Genomic DNA, 19,379 nt, shown 5'->3' on the forward strand with positions numbered 1-19,379 from the left:
CTCAGAAATAGGAGATTTGCGTCAGATAGGGATTACCCCTACGACATTTAATTGAGCATCCATCAACACATCACGTCTGATCAATTTTTATGCGAGTGCAGATGGAATGCGTAGCCAAGCTGACTCAAATTAAGTATAAATACTGCATGGGCTTAAGCGTGGTCGCCAAAGCCCATAAATCTGGCCTCCTGACACGGGTTAGGAGACTGGGCACTCTGACGAAACTCGAGAAAGACGCAGGCCAGCATGGTCAGACCAACTGGAAAAATACGCCGCTGAAGACACGCTAAAACTGACCTGGATTGGATGGGCTCAGGCCGCAGATAGGCAATGTAATCATTGCAGTTTGTCGGCCTGAATATAAAGAGAAGCATCTCGTATGACACAGGCACTATCGCATCCGACCAACGCTTTGCGTAAACCAGTTTCCAAGCAGGAAAAGACCCGTCTTTCTGTTGGGTTCATTCTCGCCAAACGCTTCACCCTTTGCGCATTTGCCAACTTCGTTGATGTCCTGCGCCTCGCGGCAGATGAGGGGGACCGAAGTCGCCCGATCCTGTGCAATTGGACCGTCCTGTCAGACACCATGGACCCAATCCCATCCAGCAGCGCCGTCTCAGTTCACCCCAAAGAGCGACTAGGAGATCCGCGACGTTTCAACTACATTGTTGTGGTGGGCGGTCTCATTGATGAAAGCACGGAGTTCAGCCCGGCCTATCAAAACTTCCTGAAAGAAGCTGCCGCCGCCGGAATTCCCCTTGTGGGCGTGTGTACCGGTGCGTTTTTGCTTCATCGATCAGGACTGCTGGACGGCTACAAAAGCTGCGTCAGCTGGTTCAGCCACTCTGATTTCAAAGAGCAATTCGATGGCCTTGATCCGGTCACCGACCAGATCTTCGTCGTTGATCGTGACCGACTCACTTGCGCAGGTGGTGTAAGTTCTGCCCATCTTGCCGCCTATCTGGTGGACAAACATGTAGGCCGCGCACATGCCAATAAAAGCTTGCACATCATGATCATTGATGATGCCCATCAGGCCGAAAAGCCTCAACCCGGCATCCCGCTTGATCTGAAAACTCAAAACCCCATTGTACAGCGCGCCCTGCATATCATGCAGCAAAACATCGACACGCCGATTTCCATTCAGGAAATTGCGCAGCGCATGGGCAAGAGCAAGCGCCAGATAGAACGTTACTTCCGCCTATCTTTGGAAACATCGCCACAGGTCGCATTTCTCAATATTCGGCTGGATTTGGCACGACATTTGATCGAGAAAAGCCAGAAATCTGTTGCACAAATTGCGGTTGATTGTGGCTTCTGCGATTCATCTCACCTCAGCCGCATGTTCCGCCGCCGGTACGGCTGTACGCCGCAGGTCTTGCGACGTGTCTCTGTGACGGAAGAAAAAGTCGCGTAAAAAAATGCCGCCGAACCTGAAAGGTTGCGGCGGCATTGAAAGTTAAGAGGCTAAGTTATCGCGATAACCTAGCGCGGCTCGCTTGCAAGTCCTCTCCAAATTGCAACACACATGATAAGCAAGACGATTGTGAAAGGCAGTCCGGTGGAGATCACCATGGACTGCAAAGATTTCAGTCCGCCTGCAGAAAGCAGCAGCACAATCGCAATCAGGCCTTCAAACAGACACCAGAACACACGCTGAGGAACCGGTGCATCCACTTTGCCGCCTGCAGCAATCGTATCAATCACCAAAGAACCGGAATCGGAAGAGGTGACAAAGAAAACGATCACAAGCACGATACCGACAAAGCTTGTGATTGTTGCCCATGGCATAGCTTCCAGCATTGTGAACAGCTGAACTGGCAGCGCAGCTTGCTGAACAGCAGTGTAGCCGTCATTGACGATCTGGTTGATCGCAGCACCACCAAAGATGGACATCCAAAGCACGCATACCAAAGATGGAATGAGCAGAACGCTAATCAGGAACTCACGAACAGTACGACCACGGCTGACACGCGCGATGAACATGCCCACGAAAGGTGACCAGGAAATCCACCAAGCCCAGTAGAAGGACGTCCAACCCTGCATGAAGTTGACATCATCACGACCAACCGGGCTGGAAAGAGCAGGAAGATACTGCAAATAAGCGCCGAGGAAGTTCAGAGCATCTGGCAGCAAGATCAGGCCCGGACCCGCAATAACAACAAAGAGCACCAGCAGAGCAGCCAGTCCCATGTTGATTTCGGAAAGCAGCTTCACACCCGCTTCAAGACCGCGCACAACGGAGACAAGCGCAATCGCAGTGATTGCAGCAATCAGTATGACCTGCCATGTGCTGTCAATTGGCATGCCAAACAGCTTGTTGAGGCCGGAGTTCGCCTGAACAGCGCCCAGACCAAGAGATGTGGCGAGACCAAACAGGGTTGCGAAAACGGCAAGAATATCGATGATATGTCCTGGCCAGCCCCAAACACGTTCGCCGAAAATCGGATAAAAAGCAGAGCGGATTGTCAGCGGCAAGCCTCTGTTGTAGCTGAAGAACGCTAGGCTCAATCCAACAACAGCATAAATCGCCCATGGGTGTAGACCCCAGTGGAAGATAGAGGCAGCCATACCCAGACGGATCGCTTCTTCCTGTGTGGCAGCTGCACCAAGCGGCGCCCAATCGGTTCGCACGCCATCAGCACCAACAGTTGTGCCACCCAGTGAGGAGGCGAAGTGGCTGATCGGTTCAGAAACACCGTAGAACATCAACCCGATGCCCATACCAGCTGCAAACAGCATGGAGAACCAGCTCAGATAGCTGAAGTCCGGCGTAGCTTCCTTGCCACCAAGGCGCACTTTGCCGTAAGGGCTCACCACGATTACAAGGCAGAGGATAACAAAAATGTCAGCAGCGCCAATAAAGAACCAGTCAAAGCTCTTCGTGACAGTAGAAAAGAGCGTGCTGAAAACGGAGTTTGCTTGTTCTGGCAAAAGTAAAGTGTAGGCAACAAATGCAACAACAGCTAAAGCTGAAATAGCGAATACTGGATTGTGAATGTCAAACCCAATGGGTCCAAATTTTCCTTCTATGTTATCTTGGCCAAGACTGTAATCCGAGTCTGCCATGTCGTCCGATGGACTATCCATAATATCCGCCGGAGGCCGGTCGGAATTGCGTAAATCAGTCATGAAGCTTCTCCTGTGTTGGACCGTTTATCTTGTGGTCAGGAGAGATCCTTGGGCTGGACCCTTCTTATCGTTCTTATTGATTTAGATACACTTTTTTATTGTCACTTATCAATGGATGGGGGAGTGCCAAACACTAAAGGTCCACTTCAATGTCTGACAAAGGTGTTGTGCAGCAAATCAGGATCTTACCCTGATCAATTTCCCGTTTTCGAATGCCTCCGCCATGTTGCATGTCGGTTTCACCCGAAACCAGTTGAGATTTGCATGTGCCACAAATACCGCGTTGGCAGGATGCCATCGGCAAAATACCAGCTTCACGCGCAGCAGAAAGGATTGTCATGCCCGGCCCACACTCAACAACATGTCCGGTCTTGGTGAAGGTGACCCGATAGGTTTGGTCACTGATTTCCGGCGCAGAAATCTGATCCTCAAAGGTACCAGCTGTCTCAGCCCCAAAGTCAAAGCTTTCTTCATGGTAGTTAGCCATGTCGAAGCCTGCTTCCTGCAGCATGTTTTGCACGCCTTCCATGAAACGGGCAGGGCCGCAACATAGGATCTTCCTGTCTTTAAAGTCTGGCGACATAAGAGACAGCATCTGAAGGCTCAAACGACCCTCAAACCCGCTCCAGCTGTTGTATCCAGATGTCGTGCTGCAAGTAAAAGAGAGCTTGAAGGCAGGGTTTTGTGCAGCCAGCAATTCCAGTTCATGTCTGAAGATGATATCCGCAGGTGTGCGTGCAGCATGAACAAAATGCAGATCTGTCGGCTCTGCAAGATCACAAGCCGTGCGGGTCATTGACATCATGGGTGTGATGCCACTGCCTGCTGAAATGAATAACAGCTTCTCTTCCTGCGTGGCATCCGTGGTGAACTCACCAGCAGGGCCAGAGACATTCACTTCCTTGCCCGGCAGCATGTTGTCTAAAAGCCAGTTGGAGCCCGGACCACCCGGCACCCGCTTGACCGTGATCTCAACACGATAGGGCCGCGCAGCAGAAGCGGAAATTGTGTAACTGCGCATGATCATGCCTTCGACCGGAAGCTCGAAGGTCATATGCTGGCCGGGATAGAACCTGAAAACCCGAGGCTCGCGCGCAGAAAACAGGAACGTCTTCACATCATGCGTTTCCTGCCGCACTTGCCGGCAGACCAGAACATCATCCACCTCCGGATCCCACATGGGGATCCGGGTCGCTTCGGTGAAGTGTTCTTCATCGTAGTCCGTGACAGTCTTCAGATCATCAAAAGTTACGTTCTGAGTCATGCGTCCGCCATTTCAACATCACCGGCAGGCATGTGCGCTTTGTGGCGTTCAATATACCAATCACAAAGTGCTTCCACATGAGGCTCTGTGTATTCCGAGTATGGGCCTTGCTCATAAGCAGGGTCTTCACTGCCAAGCTGTGCCAGGCGCACCAGATCCGCATCCTGCTGGTTGGTCATCATCCAGACCTGCTTCAGGTTATCGAGGTTGTAATCTTCTCCCTCAATCGCATCCTTGTGTACCAGCCACGTGGTCCGCACCAGCGTACGGTCCGGCGACAATGGGAAAGCAGCAAAGGTCACGATGTGATCACTCATGAAATGGTGCCAGGAGTTGGGATTATGCCAGAAGCTCAAGCCACCAAGCTTGGCGTCCTTGAAGTTTCCGAGCAGCTTCTTGCTGGCGATCTTGGTGTCCAGAGTATGGGACTCGCCTTCACCCATCAAAGGCAGGCGAATACAACGGAAGCTGGTGGCATTGGCCAGCTTGTCCACCTCGGCAGAAGGCAGGCCAGCGGCCTCCCAGCGCTTATGCTCGCTCTCAAGCAAAGAAAGATACTTGTTGACGTCAGCCGTGCGCCGCTCATCCATTTCATCAGGCGAAAAGCCAAAACCAAACTCGGAGAGTGGAACGGTGAGCTGCGGATGAGTGCCTTCGCAGTGATAACACTCACGGTTGTTCTCAAGCGTCAGCTTCCAATTGCCTTCTTCAATCAGATCAGCCGTGTAGGCCACCTTACAGTTGGCAATATCATGAGGCGCAATATAGGTCTCCATGATCTGCGCCATCTCTTCAATGTCTTCCGGAGGGTTCTCCGCAAGGCAAATGAAGATGAGACCTGCAATTGAGCGCACATGAACGGTCTTCAGACCATGACAGGTCTTGTCAAAGTCCTTGCCCATATGCTCGGCCAGAATGAGTTCGCCATCCTCGTTATATGTCCACCCATGATAGCGGCAAACAATGTTGCCGATTGTGGCCTCAGGCTCATCAATGAGCTTCGCACCACGATGCCGGCAGATGTTATGAAAGCCGCGGATGTACATGTCATCGCCGCGCAAAAGCAGGACGGATGTCTTGCCGATTTCAACGGTAATGCAATCGCCCGGTTCCGGAAGCTGAGGTTCGACAGCTACGAAAATCCAGTGTTTGCGAAAGAAGACCTCCATGTCCAGATCAAGAATGTCGGGAGCACTATAGAAGGGGGCGTTGAGGCTTTTGCCCTTTTCGCGGTGAGCTATAAGATCTTGAATGTAAGACGGAACGCTCATGTTCAGATACCTCGGCTTAAAATGATGCCTGGGAAGTTGACCGGTGCAGGTTGCTGAGATGATCAGGTGTCTGGCCTGATCGTGAAGAACAAGTCGATAGAACGTCAATCACTTCTGTATGAAGCGATTTGGAATTAGCGTGCTTGTAAAGAGGCTTAGCGTAGTTTGTTAAAGAGAATTCAGAGAACACCAAAGAGGCATGACTTGAATTCAGCCACACATGATCAAAACCGGTGGAATGAACTGAAGCTGGCTCAACACAGACGAGCCAGGAGTTCGTCGATTTGCGGCAAGGCCTGTGTTTCGCACAAGCATTGGAAAATGCTGACTGATACACTTTAAGCCTCCCTCTTACAGTGTGACAGTTCTCTAAAATTTCATGGGCAGTTTCTTTGCGTCAGGCCCGTGAAACTCGAGAGTAATCAGGAAATCTAGTTCGAATTAATCTCATGGAGGCAGGAAGTTTGAGGCACATTGACAGTAAAAATGCGACGCCTCTACGTTGCTCCCGCTGCAAATTCAAGACAGCCTCAACCACACGGTGAATTGATAGGTTGAATGACAGAGATTCTGTGCAGAAATGCTGCAGAAAATGCTTAGGCATCTGACGAAAACGTCAGGCTGATCCGCACGAGGCGTGAGCAAAAGCTCAAATAAAATTGAAGAGAGGCAGGATAAATGCGCTCAAGAAAAATGCGGCCCTAAAGGCCGCATTCAAACTCCGCAACAGCTACCGTCAGCAACCCCATCACATGGGGCACAAACGATCGCCAAACATCCAGCCGAAACTGGTTCTGCTCTTCTCGTGTCAGGATCACCTGCACACTGTCAAAAATAGTCCGCACCCCACGACCACTCTTCAACTCCGCAAGGTTTCGTGGACAGGACGTAGAGAGCAGCTCCTCAGCTTTAGGACCTGAAATCCGGATACTGACTTCCCGACTGGAAATGTCAGTCAGACTATGAACAGCGTCCGGATAGATCGCTGCCAACGATTTTTCAATTTCTGAACGCGCCTCCATTGGGCAGGTCAGCATCCACTCATCCGACCCCAATTTGAGGGCAGTCATGCCGCCTGACTGAGCGCTCTCGCTGATGGATGAGGGCAGCTCAAAACCGAGTGCTTTTGACATAGCAACGGTGTTTTCACGCTTACAACGCAAACTAAAACGGCCCATTTCTGGCAGTGTTTCGACTGTACTATTGAAAGCCATATGTGCCACTCCCTTACATCTTAATCCGGTCGCCATCAGGATCGTAAAACACGGTTCCGCTGACAGTTGCACGATGGGTTTGACCTGGCATTGGAATATCTATTGAGGTGCCATTCCGCTCAAAACCACCTTCAATCAAAGCCATAGCAATGGAACGCCCCAGTGCTTCACTCCAGTAGGAAGACGTCACATGCCCCAACATCTTAGTAGGGATAGCAGTGTCACCGCTCTCAACAATCTGCGCACCTTCCTCCAGCACAACACTTGAATCTTCCGTCAAAAGACCAACCAGTTGCTTTCGGTTTGGCAACAGCATATCAGGCCGCGTCAAAGAACGCTTGCCGACAAAATCAGGCTTCTTCTTGCCAATGGCCCAGGTCAGGCCCGCGTCCGCTGGCGTAACAGTGCCATCGGTGTCCTGCCCAACAATGATAAAGCCTTTTTCTGCCCGTAAAACATGCATAGTTTCAGTGCCATAGACACACATGTCGTACTTCTTGCCTTCCTGATAAAGCATCTCCCAAAGTGTGCGCCCATGCTCAGATGGAACGTTCACTTCAAACCCCAGTTCACCAGTAAAGCTGACGCGGAAGAGACGAGCTTCAAAACCACCCACAGTGCACTCACGAAGCGCCATATGCGGGAAAGCTTCAGCCGAAAGATCTGTACTTTTTACAAATGATTCCAGCACTTTACGAGCATTCGGCCCATTCAGCGCAATGGTCGACCATTGCTCGCTCGTAGATGTGAGCCACACATCCAGATCAGGCCATTCGGTCTGTAAAAAGTGCTCCATCATAGTCAAAACACGCGCTGCACCACCGGTGGTAGTCGTCACATGGAAGCGGTCTTCACTGATCCGTCCGATAACTCCATCATCCCGAATAAAACCATCTTCACCCAGAAGTAGACCATAGCGACACCGACCAGATGCCAGCTTTGTCCATGGGTTGGTATACATCCGGTTCATGAACTCGGCAGCATCCGGCCCGACAACTTCAATCTTGCCGAGAGTAGAGGCATCAAACATGCCGACAGAAGCGCGCGTTTCTCTGCATTCCCGTGCCACCGCCGCGTGCATATCTTCACCAGCCTTGGGGTAATACCACGCACGGCGCCACAAGGAGACAGGCTCAAACACAGCACCGTTCTCTTCTGCCCAACTATCAATGTTGGTCTTGCGCGTCACCTCAAACAGCTCATCCTTGTGATAGCCGGCAAACGTTCCAAATGTCGTGGGCGTATAAGGCGGACGGAACGTGGTCAGGCCAACCTTGGGAGTAGGGCGCCCAAGTTCATTCGCAGCGATCTTCAAACCATTCATGTTTGACATCTTGCCCTGATCGGTCGCCATGCCATTGGTCGTAAAGCGTTTTACGTGCTCGATGGAGAGCATACCTTCGCGCACAGCAAGGCGAATATCCTTGGCTGTCACATCGTTCTGAAAGTCCACAAAAGCCCGGCGTGCCAGCTTATCATCGTTGCTTGGCAGCTCTTCCATAACGATACCGGAACCAGCTCGATCCCCATCAACATCAACGGAAAGACCTGGTGCATTCTGTCCCAATGAAGTCAAAGCTTGCTGAGCTGCATGCACACCATCATCAAAAGCGGCCTGCTGGCTCCATAACCCACGCCCACCACCGGCGATATGACACCGTTCGGTTCGCTCACCAGGCAAGAAGACTTCGTTCTCTTCATCCCAATGCAAACTGCCTTTGGTGTGAGAGAACAGGTGAAGGGATGGCGTCCACCCACCACTCATCAAAACGGCATCGCAAGGGATGGAAATGATGTCAGTAACGTGTTGTTCGCCAGAAATCCTGCCGACTTTCACCCCGGAGACGCGCTTTGTCCCGCTTACTGACGTTACACTGTGGCCAACCTTCGCCGCTATGCCGCGTTTTTGGGCCTCCGATTGCAAGTAGTCATTCACAGTGGTGCGCACATCAACAATCGCGGGGATTTTCGCACCTGCATCAGCAAGGTCAAAGGCGGCGTACCAGGCTGAATCGTGTGAAGTAACCACAACAGCAGCATTGCCAACCTTCACGCCGTAGCGGTTGAGATAGGTCTGCGCCGCACCTGCCATCATCACACCGGGGCGATCATTGCCATCAAACACCAACGGGCGCTCAAGTGCACCTTGAGCAAGAATGACCTCCTGCGCTCGAATACGCCACATCCGTTCTCGTGGAGCATTTGCAGGCGGGTTTTCCATGTGATCTGTGAGCTTTTCAGCAACGCCCACCATGTTCTCATGGTAATAGCCAATAGCAGTCGCACGGGTCATGATACGAACGTTGTCGCAGGCTTCAAGCTCAGCAATAACTGCTGCAAGCCAGCTCTCGGTGTCTTTCCCATCAATGGCAGATGGAGCCTCCGAAAGCAGAGAGCCTCCAAGCTCCCGGTTCTCATCGACGAAAACCACATCAGTTCCATTGTGAGCCGCTGTTAAAGCAGCCGCAAGCCCTGCAGGCCCAGCACCAACAATCAGCAGTTCCGTATGCAGATAGCGCGAGGCATAAGTGTCAGCATCCGGTTCGGTTGGGGAGACGCCCAATCCGGCAGAAGCCCGGATAACAGGCTCATATACCTTGTCCCAGAAGCTCTTTGGCCACATGAAGGTCTTGTAGTAGAACCCGGCTGCAAACAGCTTGTGGAGCTTGTCGTTCACGGCTCCCACATCAAAGTTCAGGCTCGGCCACTTGTTTTGGCTAACAGTGGTCAGCCCTTCGTAAAGCTCCTGGACGGTAGCGCGGGTGTTTGGTTCAAAGCGACCTGCACCAGAGCGGGACGTTCCAATCAACGCGTTAGGTTCTTCTGATCCGGCTGTCACAGGACCACGCGGACGGTGATACTTAAACGAACGCCCCATAAGATGAACGCCGTTGGCAAGCAGGGCAGAGGCAACCGTATCGCCTTCATATCCTTGGTAGGAAACGCCATCAAAAGTGAAGCGAACACGCTTGTCGCGATTGATGCGGCCTTTGCCGTCAACTCTCCAGTTGTTCATTGTTCTCTTCACCTTCTGCGTGGCTAGTCGGGCAGGCCTGTCCAATCTCATAGGTGGCGATGAATTTGTCGCTCACAGTGTTCCGCAGAGCGTTGAAATAACGCCCACAACCATGTGAGTGTCGCCATTGCTCGGCATGATCTCCGCGTACATTGGAGCGAATAAACAGATAGTCGCGCCATTCAGCATCTGTTTGTTCAGCAGGGTTTTCTGGGCGCGCTATATGCGCTTGCCCGGCATATTCAAATTCCAGCTCAGGCAACTTTTCCTTGCAATAAGGACAGTGGATTAAGAGCATCAGGCTGCCTCCTTAGTGCGCCACGGCAGCAGCTGCTGCTTCGTCAATCAAACGACCTGTTTCAAAACGCGAGAGCGTGAACGGCGCATTGATAGGGTGAGGTTCATCTTTTGCAATTGTGTGCGCCAAAACGTGCGCAGAGCCCGGCGTTGCCTTGAAGCCGCCCGTACCCCAACCACAATTGAGGTAGAGGCCTTGCACAGGGGTCTTTCCAAGGATTGGAGAACGGTCAGGCGTCACATCAACCACACCGCCCCATTTGCGCAGCATGCGCATACGGCGGAAAATCGGGAACACTTCGCAGATGGCAGCAAGCGTATGCTCAATCAACGGCAAGCCACCACGTTGAGAGTAAGAAACGTACTGATCTGTTCCAGAACCAATCACCAGCTCGCCCTTGTCAGACTGGCTGATATAGGCGTGCACACTGTTGGACATCACCACTTGAGGAAAGATCGGCTTAACAGGTTCAGACACAAGCGCCTGAAGAGGATAGCTTTCTAGAGGAAGCTGCACACCGGCAGTATCCATCACCACAGAGGTTCCTCCAGCTGCAGAAACCGCGATCTTTTTAGCCTTCACAAAACCGCGTGCGGTTTGAAGGCCTGTGACAGATCCGTCTGGTCCTCGTTCGATTGATAGAACCGGACAGTTCTGAATAATATCAACGCCTCTTGCCGCCGCAGCGCGTGCATAACCCCAAGCCACTGCGTCATGCCGTGCTGTCCCGCCACGCTGCTGAAACGCGGCTCCCATCACAGGATAACGAGCATTGGCCGCGATGTTGAGGGGCGGGCACTTTTCTTTGGCCTGTTCAGGAGTGAGCCAGACATTATCAACGCCGTTCAAACGATTGGAGTGAATGTGACGCTTGAAGCTCTGCACATCATGAACGTTGTGCGCCAACATCATCACACCGCGCTGCGAGAACATGACATTGTAGTTCAGGTCCTGACTAAGCCCATCCCAAAGGTCGACGGCATGGTCGTAAAGGCGCGCACTTTCATCATAAAGGTAGTTTGAGCGAATGATGGTCGTGTTCCGGCCAGTGTTGCCGCCGCCAAGCCATCCCTTGTCAATCACCGCCACATTGGTGATGCCATGTTCTTTTGCCAGATAGTAGGCGGCCCCAAGGCCATGCCCACCGGCACCTACGATGATGACGTCATATTCGCTTTTTAGCTCAGCGTCAGACCATTGCGGCTCAACGTTTTTATAGCCTGTGAGCGCTCCTTTCAGGAGCGTCATTGCGGAAAATTTTGACAAGGCTACCTCCTTGGAATTCAAGAGAGATTGCCTGCTATGTAAAGATGTGTATGGTACCCTTGCGAATATTATGAGGTATTTTTGCGCAGGAGGTGCAGGTGGAGAACACAACACGGACCAAGCGGCAGCCCCGACCAGCGCTCAATGTTGGCTTCATTCTGGCCAACCGGTTCACATTGTCGGCCTTCGCCAGCTTTATTGATGTGCTGCGTCTTTCTGCCGATGAAGGAGACAGCAGCAGGCCAATTCTATGCAGCTGGAGCGTCATCGCACCTGATATGGAGCCCATCCGCGCCAGTTGCGGCGTGCGCATTCATCCTGATACCAATTTGATCGATCCAGCTCATTTTGATTACCTGGTGGTTGTTGGAGGGCTGATCGATCACATCGAACGCCTTGATCTTCGCTATGTGCACTATCTGAAATCTGCTGTGTCGAAGGACGTGCCCTTGATCGGCTTGTGTACTGGTAGCTTTATTCTGCACCGTGCCGGTTTGATGAACGGTTATAAATGCTGTGTGAGCTGGTTTCACCGGACGGACTTCCTTGAGCAATTTGATGGATTGGAGCCAGTCTCAGATCGCATTTTTGTAGTGGACCGGGACCGTATTTCCTGTTCAGGCGGAACAAGTGCGGTGCATGTTGCAGCCCATCTGGTAGAGCGTCATGTCGGCCTGCGGCAAGCCCGCAAGAGCCTTCATATTCTGATGGTGGATGAAGCTCAAGATGACAGCAAAGCCCAACCGTTCCTGCCAACGTCGCTTAAAGCCAAAGATAATCTGGTCCAAAGGGCAGTGCTGATGATGCAGCAGGAAACGGAAAATCTGCGCAGCATAGAGCAGCTTTGTAAGATGTTGGGCGTTGGACGACGCAGTCTTGAAATGAAATTTAAGTCTGACCTTGATAAATCCCCAGCCGAAGCACTCAGTCATATACGAGTAGAAGAAGCCAAACGCTTACTGGGAGAAACAGAGGCAACCATCACAGATGTTGCCATACGGTCCGGCTTCTTTGACGCATCTCACTTTAACAAAGTCTTCCAGAAACACACCGGCATGACCGCAAGTGGATATCGCAATTCCTTACCTGCTTAAGAAGGCTTCTTCTTAAGCAGCGAACCAACAAAGCCAAACAATCCTGCCCAAATAATTGAAGACAGCACTGTGAGGCAAATGCGCAGCAGGCCAGACATTTCTCCAAGAGGCACACCCAGCAGCCAACTGGCCGTAATGAAGGGAAACAGAAGAATATTCGCGAGTATTGGCGAAACCTGAAGGCCGATAAAAAACCCTAGAGGAACAGCAATCAATCCGAATGCGGCCCCAAAAATGATGAAGATGTAAATCATGGCCTCAATGAAGTATGCAGTTTGAACCTATCTCCAAGTTTTGTCAGCTCCACGTTTCTCTGTAAACCAGTATTATTGTGAAACTCGCTATTGAAACCTGTCATAAACTTTAGAACCGTAGTTGGATCAAGCTTTTACGCGCATCATTTTAGGATCATACAGAGGTGATAAGTGTACGTCACAGGGTACCAGTTCTGTTGCAACTTCCAGCTCATACTTGCCACCAAGAACAAACTCACGATCGACACCATCGGTATTGCGGACATAGCCCAAGCCGATGGATTTTTGCAACGTATGACCAAAGCCACCGGATGACAGCCAGCCGACCCTTACACCGTCGCGATAAATCGTTTCTCGGCCTGACAATATGATGTCACCATCAGTTACAAAAGTCGCCAGCATCTTTTTGACACCGTGTGTTCGTTGTTCTTCAATGGCACCACGGCCTTTGAAGGCTATATTCTTCTTGAGCTTCACTGCCCAGCCAAGGCCGGCTTCTTCTGGGGTGTGATCGGGACCTATGTCACTCCCCCAGGCCCTGTATCCTTTCTCCAAACGCAGCGTTTCAATAGCTCTGTATCCAGCGTTACGCAGCCCAAACTCCTGTCCGACTTCATGAAGCGCAGCATAGACGGTTGTCGCATACTCAACCGGCAAATGCAGTTCCCAGCCCAGCTCCCCAACATAGGTCACTCGAAGCGCATGAACAGGACAGCCTGCAATGCCGATTTTGTGAGCTTGGCCAAACCGAAAATGATCATTACTCACGTCATCACGGGTTACGCGTTTCAAGATCTCGCGAGAGTTGGGCCCCATAAGAGAAAGGACCACATAAGCCGAAGTGACATCTACCAGCTGAACATTCATGCCCTCTGGAATATTGCGGGAAATCCAATCGAAATCATGGATGGCAAAACCAGTTCCCGTGACAATGTAGTACTCATCTTCTGCCATTCGCACGCAGGTAAGATCGCATTCAATACCGCCATGATCGTTGAGCATTTGCGTGTAGATCAGTGAGCTGATCGGCTTATCTACGTCATTTGCTGCAATCCAGCTGAGTGCATCGACTGCATCAGGTCCCTTGAGTGTAAATTTTGCAAAGGACGTCTGGTCGAAGAGCACCGCAGAGGAGCGGGCTGCGTTATGTTCGCGGCCAACAGGTTCGTGCCAATTGGGCCTCGCAAAAGTATAGATGTCTTTTTGAGCTTCTCCATTATGAGTATCTGCATACCAGTTGGCGCGTTCCCATCCCAGTTTTTCGCCAAACACCGCGCCATCTGCTTTCAAAAACTCATAGAGCGGTGATTTGCGACAGGGACGACCGCTTTCATGTTCCTCACTCGGCCAAGCCATTGTGTAGTGTTTGGCATAGGCTTCTTTTGTCCGCGTACGTATCCAGTCACTATCAAAGTGCGGACGTCCAAAACGACGAATGTCGACAGGCCACAGGTCGAAGAGTGGTTCGCCTTTTGCGATCCATTCTGCCAGTGCCATTCCAGCGCCACCGCCAGCGGCGATGCCAAACGCATTAAAGCCTGCATTGACGTAAAAGTTTTTGAGTTCAGGAGCTTCACCCATGATGAAATTGCCATCCGGCGTAAAGCTCTCTGGTCCGTTGATGAGTTCTTTGATACCTGCAGTCTCCAAAGCCGGAACTCGGCCAAGAGAAAGCTCCATCAACGGTTCAAAGTGCCCAAAGTCGCTGTCGAGCAATGTGTAGTGGAAGTCTTTTGGAATGCCATCCTCGGCCCAGGAAAGGGGGTTGGCTTCATATCCGCCCATAACAAGGCCGCCGACCTCCTCCTTGTAATAGGTCAGTCGGTCCGGATCTCGAAGCGTTGGCAAATCTCTGGGTACGCCAGGTATCGGCTCGGTGACCATGTACTGATGCTGCATTGGTACCAAAGGCACATTCACACCAACATGCTTTGCAAAGTCTCGCGTCCATTGCCCGCAGCAGGCAACGACAACAGCGCAGTCAATCCGGCCTCGGCTGGTTTCAACGCCTCTGATTACCCCTTTGTCGACATCAACACACAGCACTTTCGTGTCTTCAAAAATCTGTGCGCCTGCCAAACGAGCCCCTTTGGCAAGAGACAGTGTAATATCTGAAGGGTTTGCCTGACCATCACTTGGCAGAAAAGCGGCGCCAATAACATCATCGACTTGCATCAAAGGCCAGAGATCCTGAGCTTCTTTAGGTGTCAGAAGCTGCATATCTAAACCAAAGGAATGCGCAGTCGTTGCCTGACGTTGCACTTCAGTCCATCTCTCATGATTACAGGCAAGGCGAAGACCGCCATTCATCTTCCAACCAGTTGCCTGTCCGGTCTCCTCTTCAAGGCGCTTATAAAGATCAACGGAATACCCAAGGAGTTGAGTGATATTGGCATTTGAACGCAACTGCCCAACCAACCCGGCAGCGTGAAAAGTCGTGCCGGACGTTAGTTTTTTACGTTCCAGCAAAACAACATCCCAGCCCAGTTTTGCAAGGTGATAAGCGGTCGAACACCCGACAATGCCGCCACCTACGATCACAGCCTTCGCCGTTTTTGGCAATTCTCTCATCTCAACCTCACTTCAACTGCAAATCAGCATATGCACGCTCAAACCGGAGCAAGTTTTCTCTGGTATAGCTGGCGTAATCGAACTGTATTTTGGATGTCTGCTCAGACACCATGCTCCACATACTCTCGCGCAGTAAGGATGCGCATTTCATGGCACTGTATTGGGCCCAAAGTGCATCGGAGACCGGCTCGTCAAAGTATGTTTCGAGCAGTATCTTTTGCAAGCCTTCAGACAGACTTGCATTTGTTGCCAAACCTCCCAGGTCGAACAACGGAGAGTTCAGGCCTGCGTACTCCCAGTCGACCAGCCAAAGCCGCTCATTCTCATTTAGGATGTTCGCTGGAAGAAGATCGTTATGGCAAAAAACCAACTGCACCTTCCCAACCGCACGCTCAAGCTTTTCAGCCTTGGCCATCAACGCATTGAGGCTCGGGAGATGATCCGAGTCCATAAGGCGAAGCGTTTCTGCATAATCGCGCAGGATGTGAAAGACCCAGAAAGCGAGGACAGGGCCACGTATCAGTTGCGTTGCTTCCCGGTGAACTTTGGTCAGGACACCGGCGATAGAGCGTAGCCTTTGCGGATCTTGGATATCGGCTTCGCTCAACGGTTCAGCGTCAACGTAATCCTGAACCAGCGCACCTTTTTGGAAGTAACGGACAGCAGGAGCGATGCCTGCGGCATGGGCAGCCCGGCAAGCTGAGAGTTCATTGAACCGCATAACCCCATGTTCTACGATGTCTTCTCCAAGGCGCACCACATAAGTGCGTCCTTCATCAGTGATCTTCACGTTGAAGTTCGTAATGCCACCGCCCAGAATTTCGGCATTCGTTGGTTTTTTCCAAAATGGCAGTTCAAGGGCTCTTGTTACGGCTAATTCCTTTGTCAGTGCTTCGCTCATGTTGCCAACCCCAATCTTGCTCGAGAGGATTTCGCAAGCGCGGACAAAATCCGATCCGCGATGATTGCAATAAAGGCTACAGCCAAGCCTGCGACTATGCCTTGGCCGGTATTTGCTTTCGTAAGTGCAATGTAAACTTCCTGACCCAGATCCCGCGTGCCAACGAGAGCGGTGATCACCAGCATAGACAATGCCAGCATAATCGTTTGGTTCAACCCCAACAGCAGTGAGGGAACAGCCAAAGGAAGTTTTATACGCCAGAGCAACTGCCAGCGTGTACATCCAGATACCTTGCCAGCCTCAATCACTTGCGGACTAATCTCACGGATCCCATGGGCGGCGTAGCGTAGAGCAGGAGCCATTGCATAAAGCACGATAGCAACCATGGCGGAAAACTCACCAACGCGGAAAAGCATGACGACAGGGATCAGATAGACAAAACTTGGGAGCGTCTGCAGAGTGTCAACCAGAGTGCTGAGGACTCTGTCTGCCCGCTCAGATTGTCCGGCCCACACGCCGAGCGGCATCCCAATCACCGCTGCTATTAGAACTGAAACACCGCAGAGGTAGACGGTGATCATTGCATCCCGCCACAATCCATTGGCAGCAACAAAACCTGCCAGTGTGGCGCATAAAAAACCTAGTCGCCACCCGCCAACGCGCCACCCAATAAGCCCGAGCGCTATGATGCCCCAAGCCCAGGGAATGCCTACGAAGAAACGTTTTATTGGAAGAAGAAGGTAGGTCAGCAACGCCGTCTTGATTGCTTCAAAAACCTCAAAGAAATTGATGTTGATCCACTTGATGGCCTCATCCCAGAAAGAGCCAGTGGTGAGAACCATGGCCTCAGGATAACTTTGAATTGCAGGGAACACCTTCCCAAGAAGCGCTAGTAAAACCGTGAGTGCCAATGCAATGACAGAGTACATCAGAGGCGTCATCTGAGTTACGGATGAACCTTGGGGCTGCGAGTGAGCATTCAGCGAAAAAGCCTGACTTAGCCGGTCCAGCGCAATTGCAATCACGACAATTGCCAAGCCAGCTTCAATGCCTCCACCAATGTCTAAACGACGCAGTGCAGCCAAAACATCGTACCCCAGTCCCCCAGCGCCAATGATGGAGGCGATGATCACCATGTTCAGCGAGAGCATGATGACCTGATTAACACCCACCATTAAGGTTGGCAGAGCAGAAGGCAGCAACACCTTCCACATCATCTGGCGCGACGTACAACCCGCCATGCGTCCGGCTTCATACAGCGGCTCTGGTACGGATTGTAATGCAACAAGCACCACACGAACCATGGGAGGCATGGCATAGATAATCGTGGCCACTAATGCAGAGACCGGCCCAAACCCGAACAGAAACAAGATTGGCACAAGATAAGCAAAGATCGGGACTGTCTGCATTAAATCGAGCAAAGGGCGCAGGAACCGCTCAAAGCACTCTGAACGATAAGCGAGAATGCCAAGCATTAATCCGCTAAGCACACCGAAAGGGACAGCAATAGCAATGGACGCCAAAGTCACCATCGCACTTTGCCATTGACCGAAAACAGCCAGATAGAGGAAACAACCACCCACCAAAGCTGCAAGTCTCCAGCCACCTGCTTGCAGTGCTAATAAGACCAGAAGAAGGGTTGCCGCGACCCAGCTCATGGAAGGGAAGATCTCAACGGCTTGTTGACCGAGACCAGAATGAAACCCATCCGCAAGAAAAGCACGCATTGTGTTGTATGGCGCTTCAATTATTGCCGAAAGAAACCGCGTCAACTGGCGAAAAGTGAAAAGACCAAATCCCGCATCTTCCACGAGCCAAGCCATGAAAGTGCTGATTCTTTCATCCAGTTGCCATTGCCAGGCACTTGGAAACTTAATAATCCATCGGGCACCGAGTGCCTTGTAAAGTGGAAAGGAATAGCTTGAGAGAAGCCAGGTTGAAGCAAAAAGCAAAAGCCAAAAGGAACGAGGGTTGCGCAAGCTGTCACGGAGATGGAAGTTCATTCCACCAGCTCCTGCCCAAGCACGACGCTGACAATCTTTTCACGATCGATAGTACCAACGGGTACACCGTCATCGCCCAACACCCGAAATGGGCGACTGGTTTTCCCAACCTCAGAAGCTACATCTGCAACCTTCATGCTATAGCTTAAATCGCCTGCATATGCCCCGGCAGGACAGCCCGTCGTCATAATCGTTTCAAGCTGAATGACTTTGGTTCTGGGAATATGGCGTGTAAATTCCTCGACGTAGTCAGTCGCGGGATTGCTCACCAATTGCTCTGGTGTCGCGATCTGAACAATTTCTCCGTCTTTCATCACGGCAATACGATCAGCCAGCCGAATAGCCTCTTCAAAGTCATGTGTGATGAAGATGATTGTCTTATGAAGTTTGTTTTGGAGTCGCAGGAACTCATTTTGCATTTCTCTGCGAATGAGAGGATCAAGCGCTGAAAAGGGCTCATCCAGAAACCACAGATGCGGATCTCCGACCAATGATCGTGCAATACCAACCCGCTGCTGTTGCCCACCTGAAAGCTCTCGCGGATACGCCGTTTCACGCCCATTAAGGCCAACAAGCTCAATCATCTCATGGGCACGCGCTTCGCGCTCCGGTCGTTGAACGCCCTGAACATCAAGAGGAAATGCAACATTTTGCAAAACAGTCAGATGCGGGAGCAACGCAAATTGTTGGAACACCATGCCCATCTTTTTACGGCGGACGTCAATCAACTCACGTTTAGACATTGCCAGAAGGTCTTGGCCTTCAAAGTGGATTGAACCGGCAGTTGCTTCTATGAGGCGTGATAGACAGCGCACCAGTGTGGACTTTCCTGAGCCAGACAGGCCCATAATAACAAAGATCTCACCTTTCATAATCTGAAGGTTTGCGTCACGAACCGCACCCGTCAGATTTGCCTGCTCTAAGGCTGAGGTGTCCGGAGAGCTGTCCCGATTTTGCAAAAAAGTGTCTGCGTTTGCCCCATAGATCTTCCAGAGGCCTTTACAATCTAAAAGCACTGGCTGGTCCATGAAACATCTCCGTAAAACGCTGATATTGGGCATAAAGCTGAGCTTGCACAGACAAGAAGGAACAGAT

14 protein-coding genes are annotated in these 19,379 nt (G+C 51.4%); 2 read left to right on the forward strand and 12 right to left on the reverse strand.

What is annotated here, in order from left to right; translation table 11 throughout:
• Nucleotides 1-379 precede the first annotated feature (379 nt).
• A complete protein-coding gene (locus PsW64_RS21540) occupies nt 380-1,417 on the forward strand; it encodes a GlxA family transcriptional regulator (RefSeq protein ID WP_063304894.1) in 1,038 nt (345 codons plus the stop codon).
• Nucleotides 1,418-1,485: 68 nt separating this feature from the next.
• Here PsW64_RS21540 and PsW64_RS21545 read toward each other — a convergent pair whose 3' ends face one another.
• From PsW64_RS21545 to PsW64_RS21575, 7 genes are all read right to left on the reverse strand, one after another.
• Nucleotides 1,486-3,132 carry a BCCT family transporter gene (locus PsW64_RS21545; protein ID WP_063304895.1) on the reverse strand — a complete coding sequence of 549 codons (1,647 nt, stop codon included), beginning with the start codon at nt 3,130-3,132 and terminating at the stop codon, nt 1,486-1,488.
• 133 nt (nt 3,133-3,265) lie between these two features.
• Nucleotides 3,266-4,396, reverse strand: a complete 1,131-nt coding sequence (locus PsW64_RS21550; RefSeq protein ID WP_063304896.1) for a hybrid-cluster NAD(P)-dependent oxidoreductase — start codon at nt 4,394-4,396, stop codon at nt 3,266-3,268.
• On the reverse strand, nt 4,393-5,667 hold the full coding sequence (locus tag PsW64_RS21555; protein WP_063288615.1) for an aromatic ring-hydroxylating oxygenase subunit alpha: 1,275 nt from the start codon (nt 5,665-5,667) through the stop codon (nt 4,393-4,395). The genes PsW64_RS21550 and PsW64_RS21555 overlap by 4 nt, the downstream gene beginning before the upstream one ends.
• A gap of 701 nt (nt 5,668-6,368) precedes the next feature.
• Nucleotides 6,369-6,881, reverse strand: a complete 513-nt coding sequence (locus PsW64_RS21560) for a sarcosine oxidase subunit gamma (protein ID WP_063304897.1) — start codon at nt 6,879-6,881, stop codon at nt 6,369-6,371.
• Between the two features lie 13 nt (nt 6,882-6,894).
• A complete protein-coding gene (locus PsW64_RS21565; RefSeq protein WP_063304898.1) occupies nt 6,895-9,897 on the reverse strand; it encodes a sarcosine oxidase subunit alpha in 3,003 nt (1,000 codons plus the stop codon).
• A complete protein-coding gene (locus PsW64_RS21570) occupies nt 9,878-10,195 on the reverse strand; it encodes a sarcosine oxidase subunit delta (protein WP_057465189.1) in 318 nt (105 codons plus the stop codon). Before PsW64_RS21570 ends, PsW64_RS21565 begins: the two co-directional genes overlap by 20 nt.
• 12 nt (nt 10,196-10,207) lie before the next feature.
• Complete coding sequence (locus PsW64_RS21575) at nt 10,208-11,443, reverse strand: sarcosine oxidase subunit beta family protein (protein ID WP_446737473.1); 1,236 nt, start codon at nt 11,441-11,443, stop codon at nt 10,208-10,210.
• Between the two features lie 116 nt (nt 11,444-11,559).
• Here PsW64_RS21575 and PsW64_RS21580 point away from each other — a divergent pair, with 116 nt between their 5' ends.
• Nucleotides 11,560-12,555 (forward strand): GlxA family transcriptional regulator, encoded by a 996-nt coding sequence (locus tag PsW64_RS21580; RefSeq protein WP_153040749.1) that lies wholly within the window; start codon nt 11,560-11,562, stop codon nt 12,553-12,555.
• Here the strand turns inward: PsW64_RS21580 and PsW64_RS21585 are convergent.
• The 5 genes from PsW64_RS21585 to PsW64_RS21605 all read right to left on the reverse strand — a co-directional run bounded on the left by PsW64_RS21585 (nt 12,552) and on the right by PsW64_RS21605 (nt 19,312).
• Entirely contained in the window at nt 12,552-12,809 is a 258-nt protein-coding gene (locus tag PsW64_RS21585; protein ID WP_063304900.1) for a hypothetical protein, read from the reverse strand. The two genes, PsW64_RS21580 and PsW64_RS21585, sit on opposite strands and share 4 nt — an antisense overlap.
• Before the next feature lie 126 nt (nt 12,810-12,935).
• A complete protein-coding gene (locus PsW64_RS21590) occupies nt 12,936-15,380 on the reverse strand; it encodes a GcvT family protein (RefSeq protein ID WP_063304901.1) in 2,445 nt (814 codons plus the stop codon).
• A gap of 7 nt (nt 15,381-15,387) precedes the next feature.
• Complete coding sequence (locus PsW64_RS21595; RefSeq protein ID WP_063304902.1) at nt 15,388-16,281, reverse strand: phosphotransferase; 894 nt, start codon at nt 16,279-16,281, stop codon at nt 15,388-15,390.
• Nucleotides 16,278-18,284, reverse strand: coding sequence for an ABC transporter permease (locus PsW64_RS21600; protein ID WP_063304903.1), 2,007 nt, complete (start codon nt 18,282-18,284; stop codon nt 16,278-16,280). The genes PsW64_RS21595 and PsW64_RS21600 overlap by 4 nt, the downstream gene beginning before the upstream one ends.
• Complete coding sequence (locus PsW64_RS21605; RefSeq protein ID WP_063304904.1) at nt 18,281-19,312, reverse strand: quaternary amine ABC transporter ATP-binding protein; 1,032 nt, start codon at nt 19,310-19,312, stop codon at nt 18,281-18,283. Before PsW64_RS21605 ends, PsW64_RS21600 begins: the two co-directional genes overlap by 4 nt.
• Between the last annotated feature and the right edge of the window lie 67 nt (nt 19,313-19,379).

This window comes from Pseudovibrio sp. W64 (assembly GCF_001623145.1).
Taxonomy (GTDB): Bacteria; Pseudomonadota; Alphaproteobacteria; order Rhizobiales; family Stappiaceae; genus Pseudovibrio.

Bases quoted from the DNA above. Each gene is read 5' to 3' on its own strand.
- PsW64_RS21570 (WP_057465189.1), bottom strand. From the start codon at position 10,195: ATGCTCTTAATCCACTGTCCTTATTGCAAGGAAAAGTTGCCTGAGCTG.
- PsW64_RS21605 (WP_063304904.1), bottom strand. From the start codon at position 19,312: ATGGACCAGCCAGTGCTTTTAGATTGTAAAGGCCTCTGGAAGATCTAT.
- PsW64_RS21555 (WP_063288615.1), bottom strand. From the start codon at position 5,667: ATGAGCGTTCCGTCTTACATTCAAGATCTTATAGCTCACCGCGAAAAG.
- PsW64_RS21595 (WP_063304902.1), bottom strand. From the start codon at position 16,281: ATGAGCGAAGCACTGACAAAGGAATTAGCCGTAACAAGAGCCCTTGAA.
- PsW64_RS21560 (WP_063304897.1), bottom strand. From the start codon at position 6,881: ATGGCTTTCAATAGTACAGTCGAAACACTGCCAGAAATGGGCCGTTTT.
- PsW64_RS21575 (WP_446737473.1), bottom strand. From the start codon at position 11,443: ATGACGCTCCTGAAAGGAGCGCTCACAGGCTATAAAAACGTTGAGCCG.
- PsW64_RS21550 (WP_063304896.1), bottom strand. From the start codon at position 4,396: ATGACTCAGAACGTAACTTTTGATGATCTGAAGACTGTCACGGACTAC.
- PsW64_RS21585 (WP_063304900.1), bottom strand. From the start codon at position 12,809: ATGATTTACATCTTCATCATTTTTGGGGCCGCATTCGGATTGATTGCT.
- PsW64_RS21600 (WP_063304903.1), bottom strand. From the start codon at position 18,284: ATGAACTTCCATCTCCGTGACAGCTTGCGCAACCCTCGTTCCTTTTGG.
- PsW64_RS21590 (WP_063304901.1), bottom strand. From the start codon at position 15,380: ATGAGAGAATTGCCAAAAACGGCGAAGGCTGTGATCGTAGGTGGCGGC.
- PsW64_RS21540 (WP_063304894.1), top strand. From the start codon at position 380: ATGACACAGGCACTATCGCATCCGACCAACGCTTTGCGTAAACCAGTT.
- PsW64_RS21565 (WP_063304898.1), bottom strand. From the start codon at position 9,897: ATGAACAACTGGAGAGTTGACGGCAAAGGCCGCATCAATCGCGACAAG.
- PsW64_RS21545 (WP_063304895.1), bottom strand. From the start codon at position 3,132: ATGACTGATTTACGCAATTCCGACCGGCCTCCGGCGGATATTATGGAT.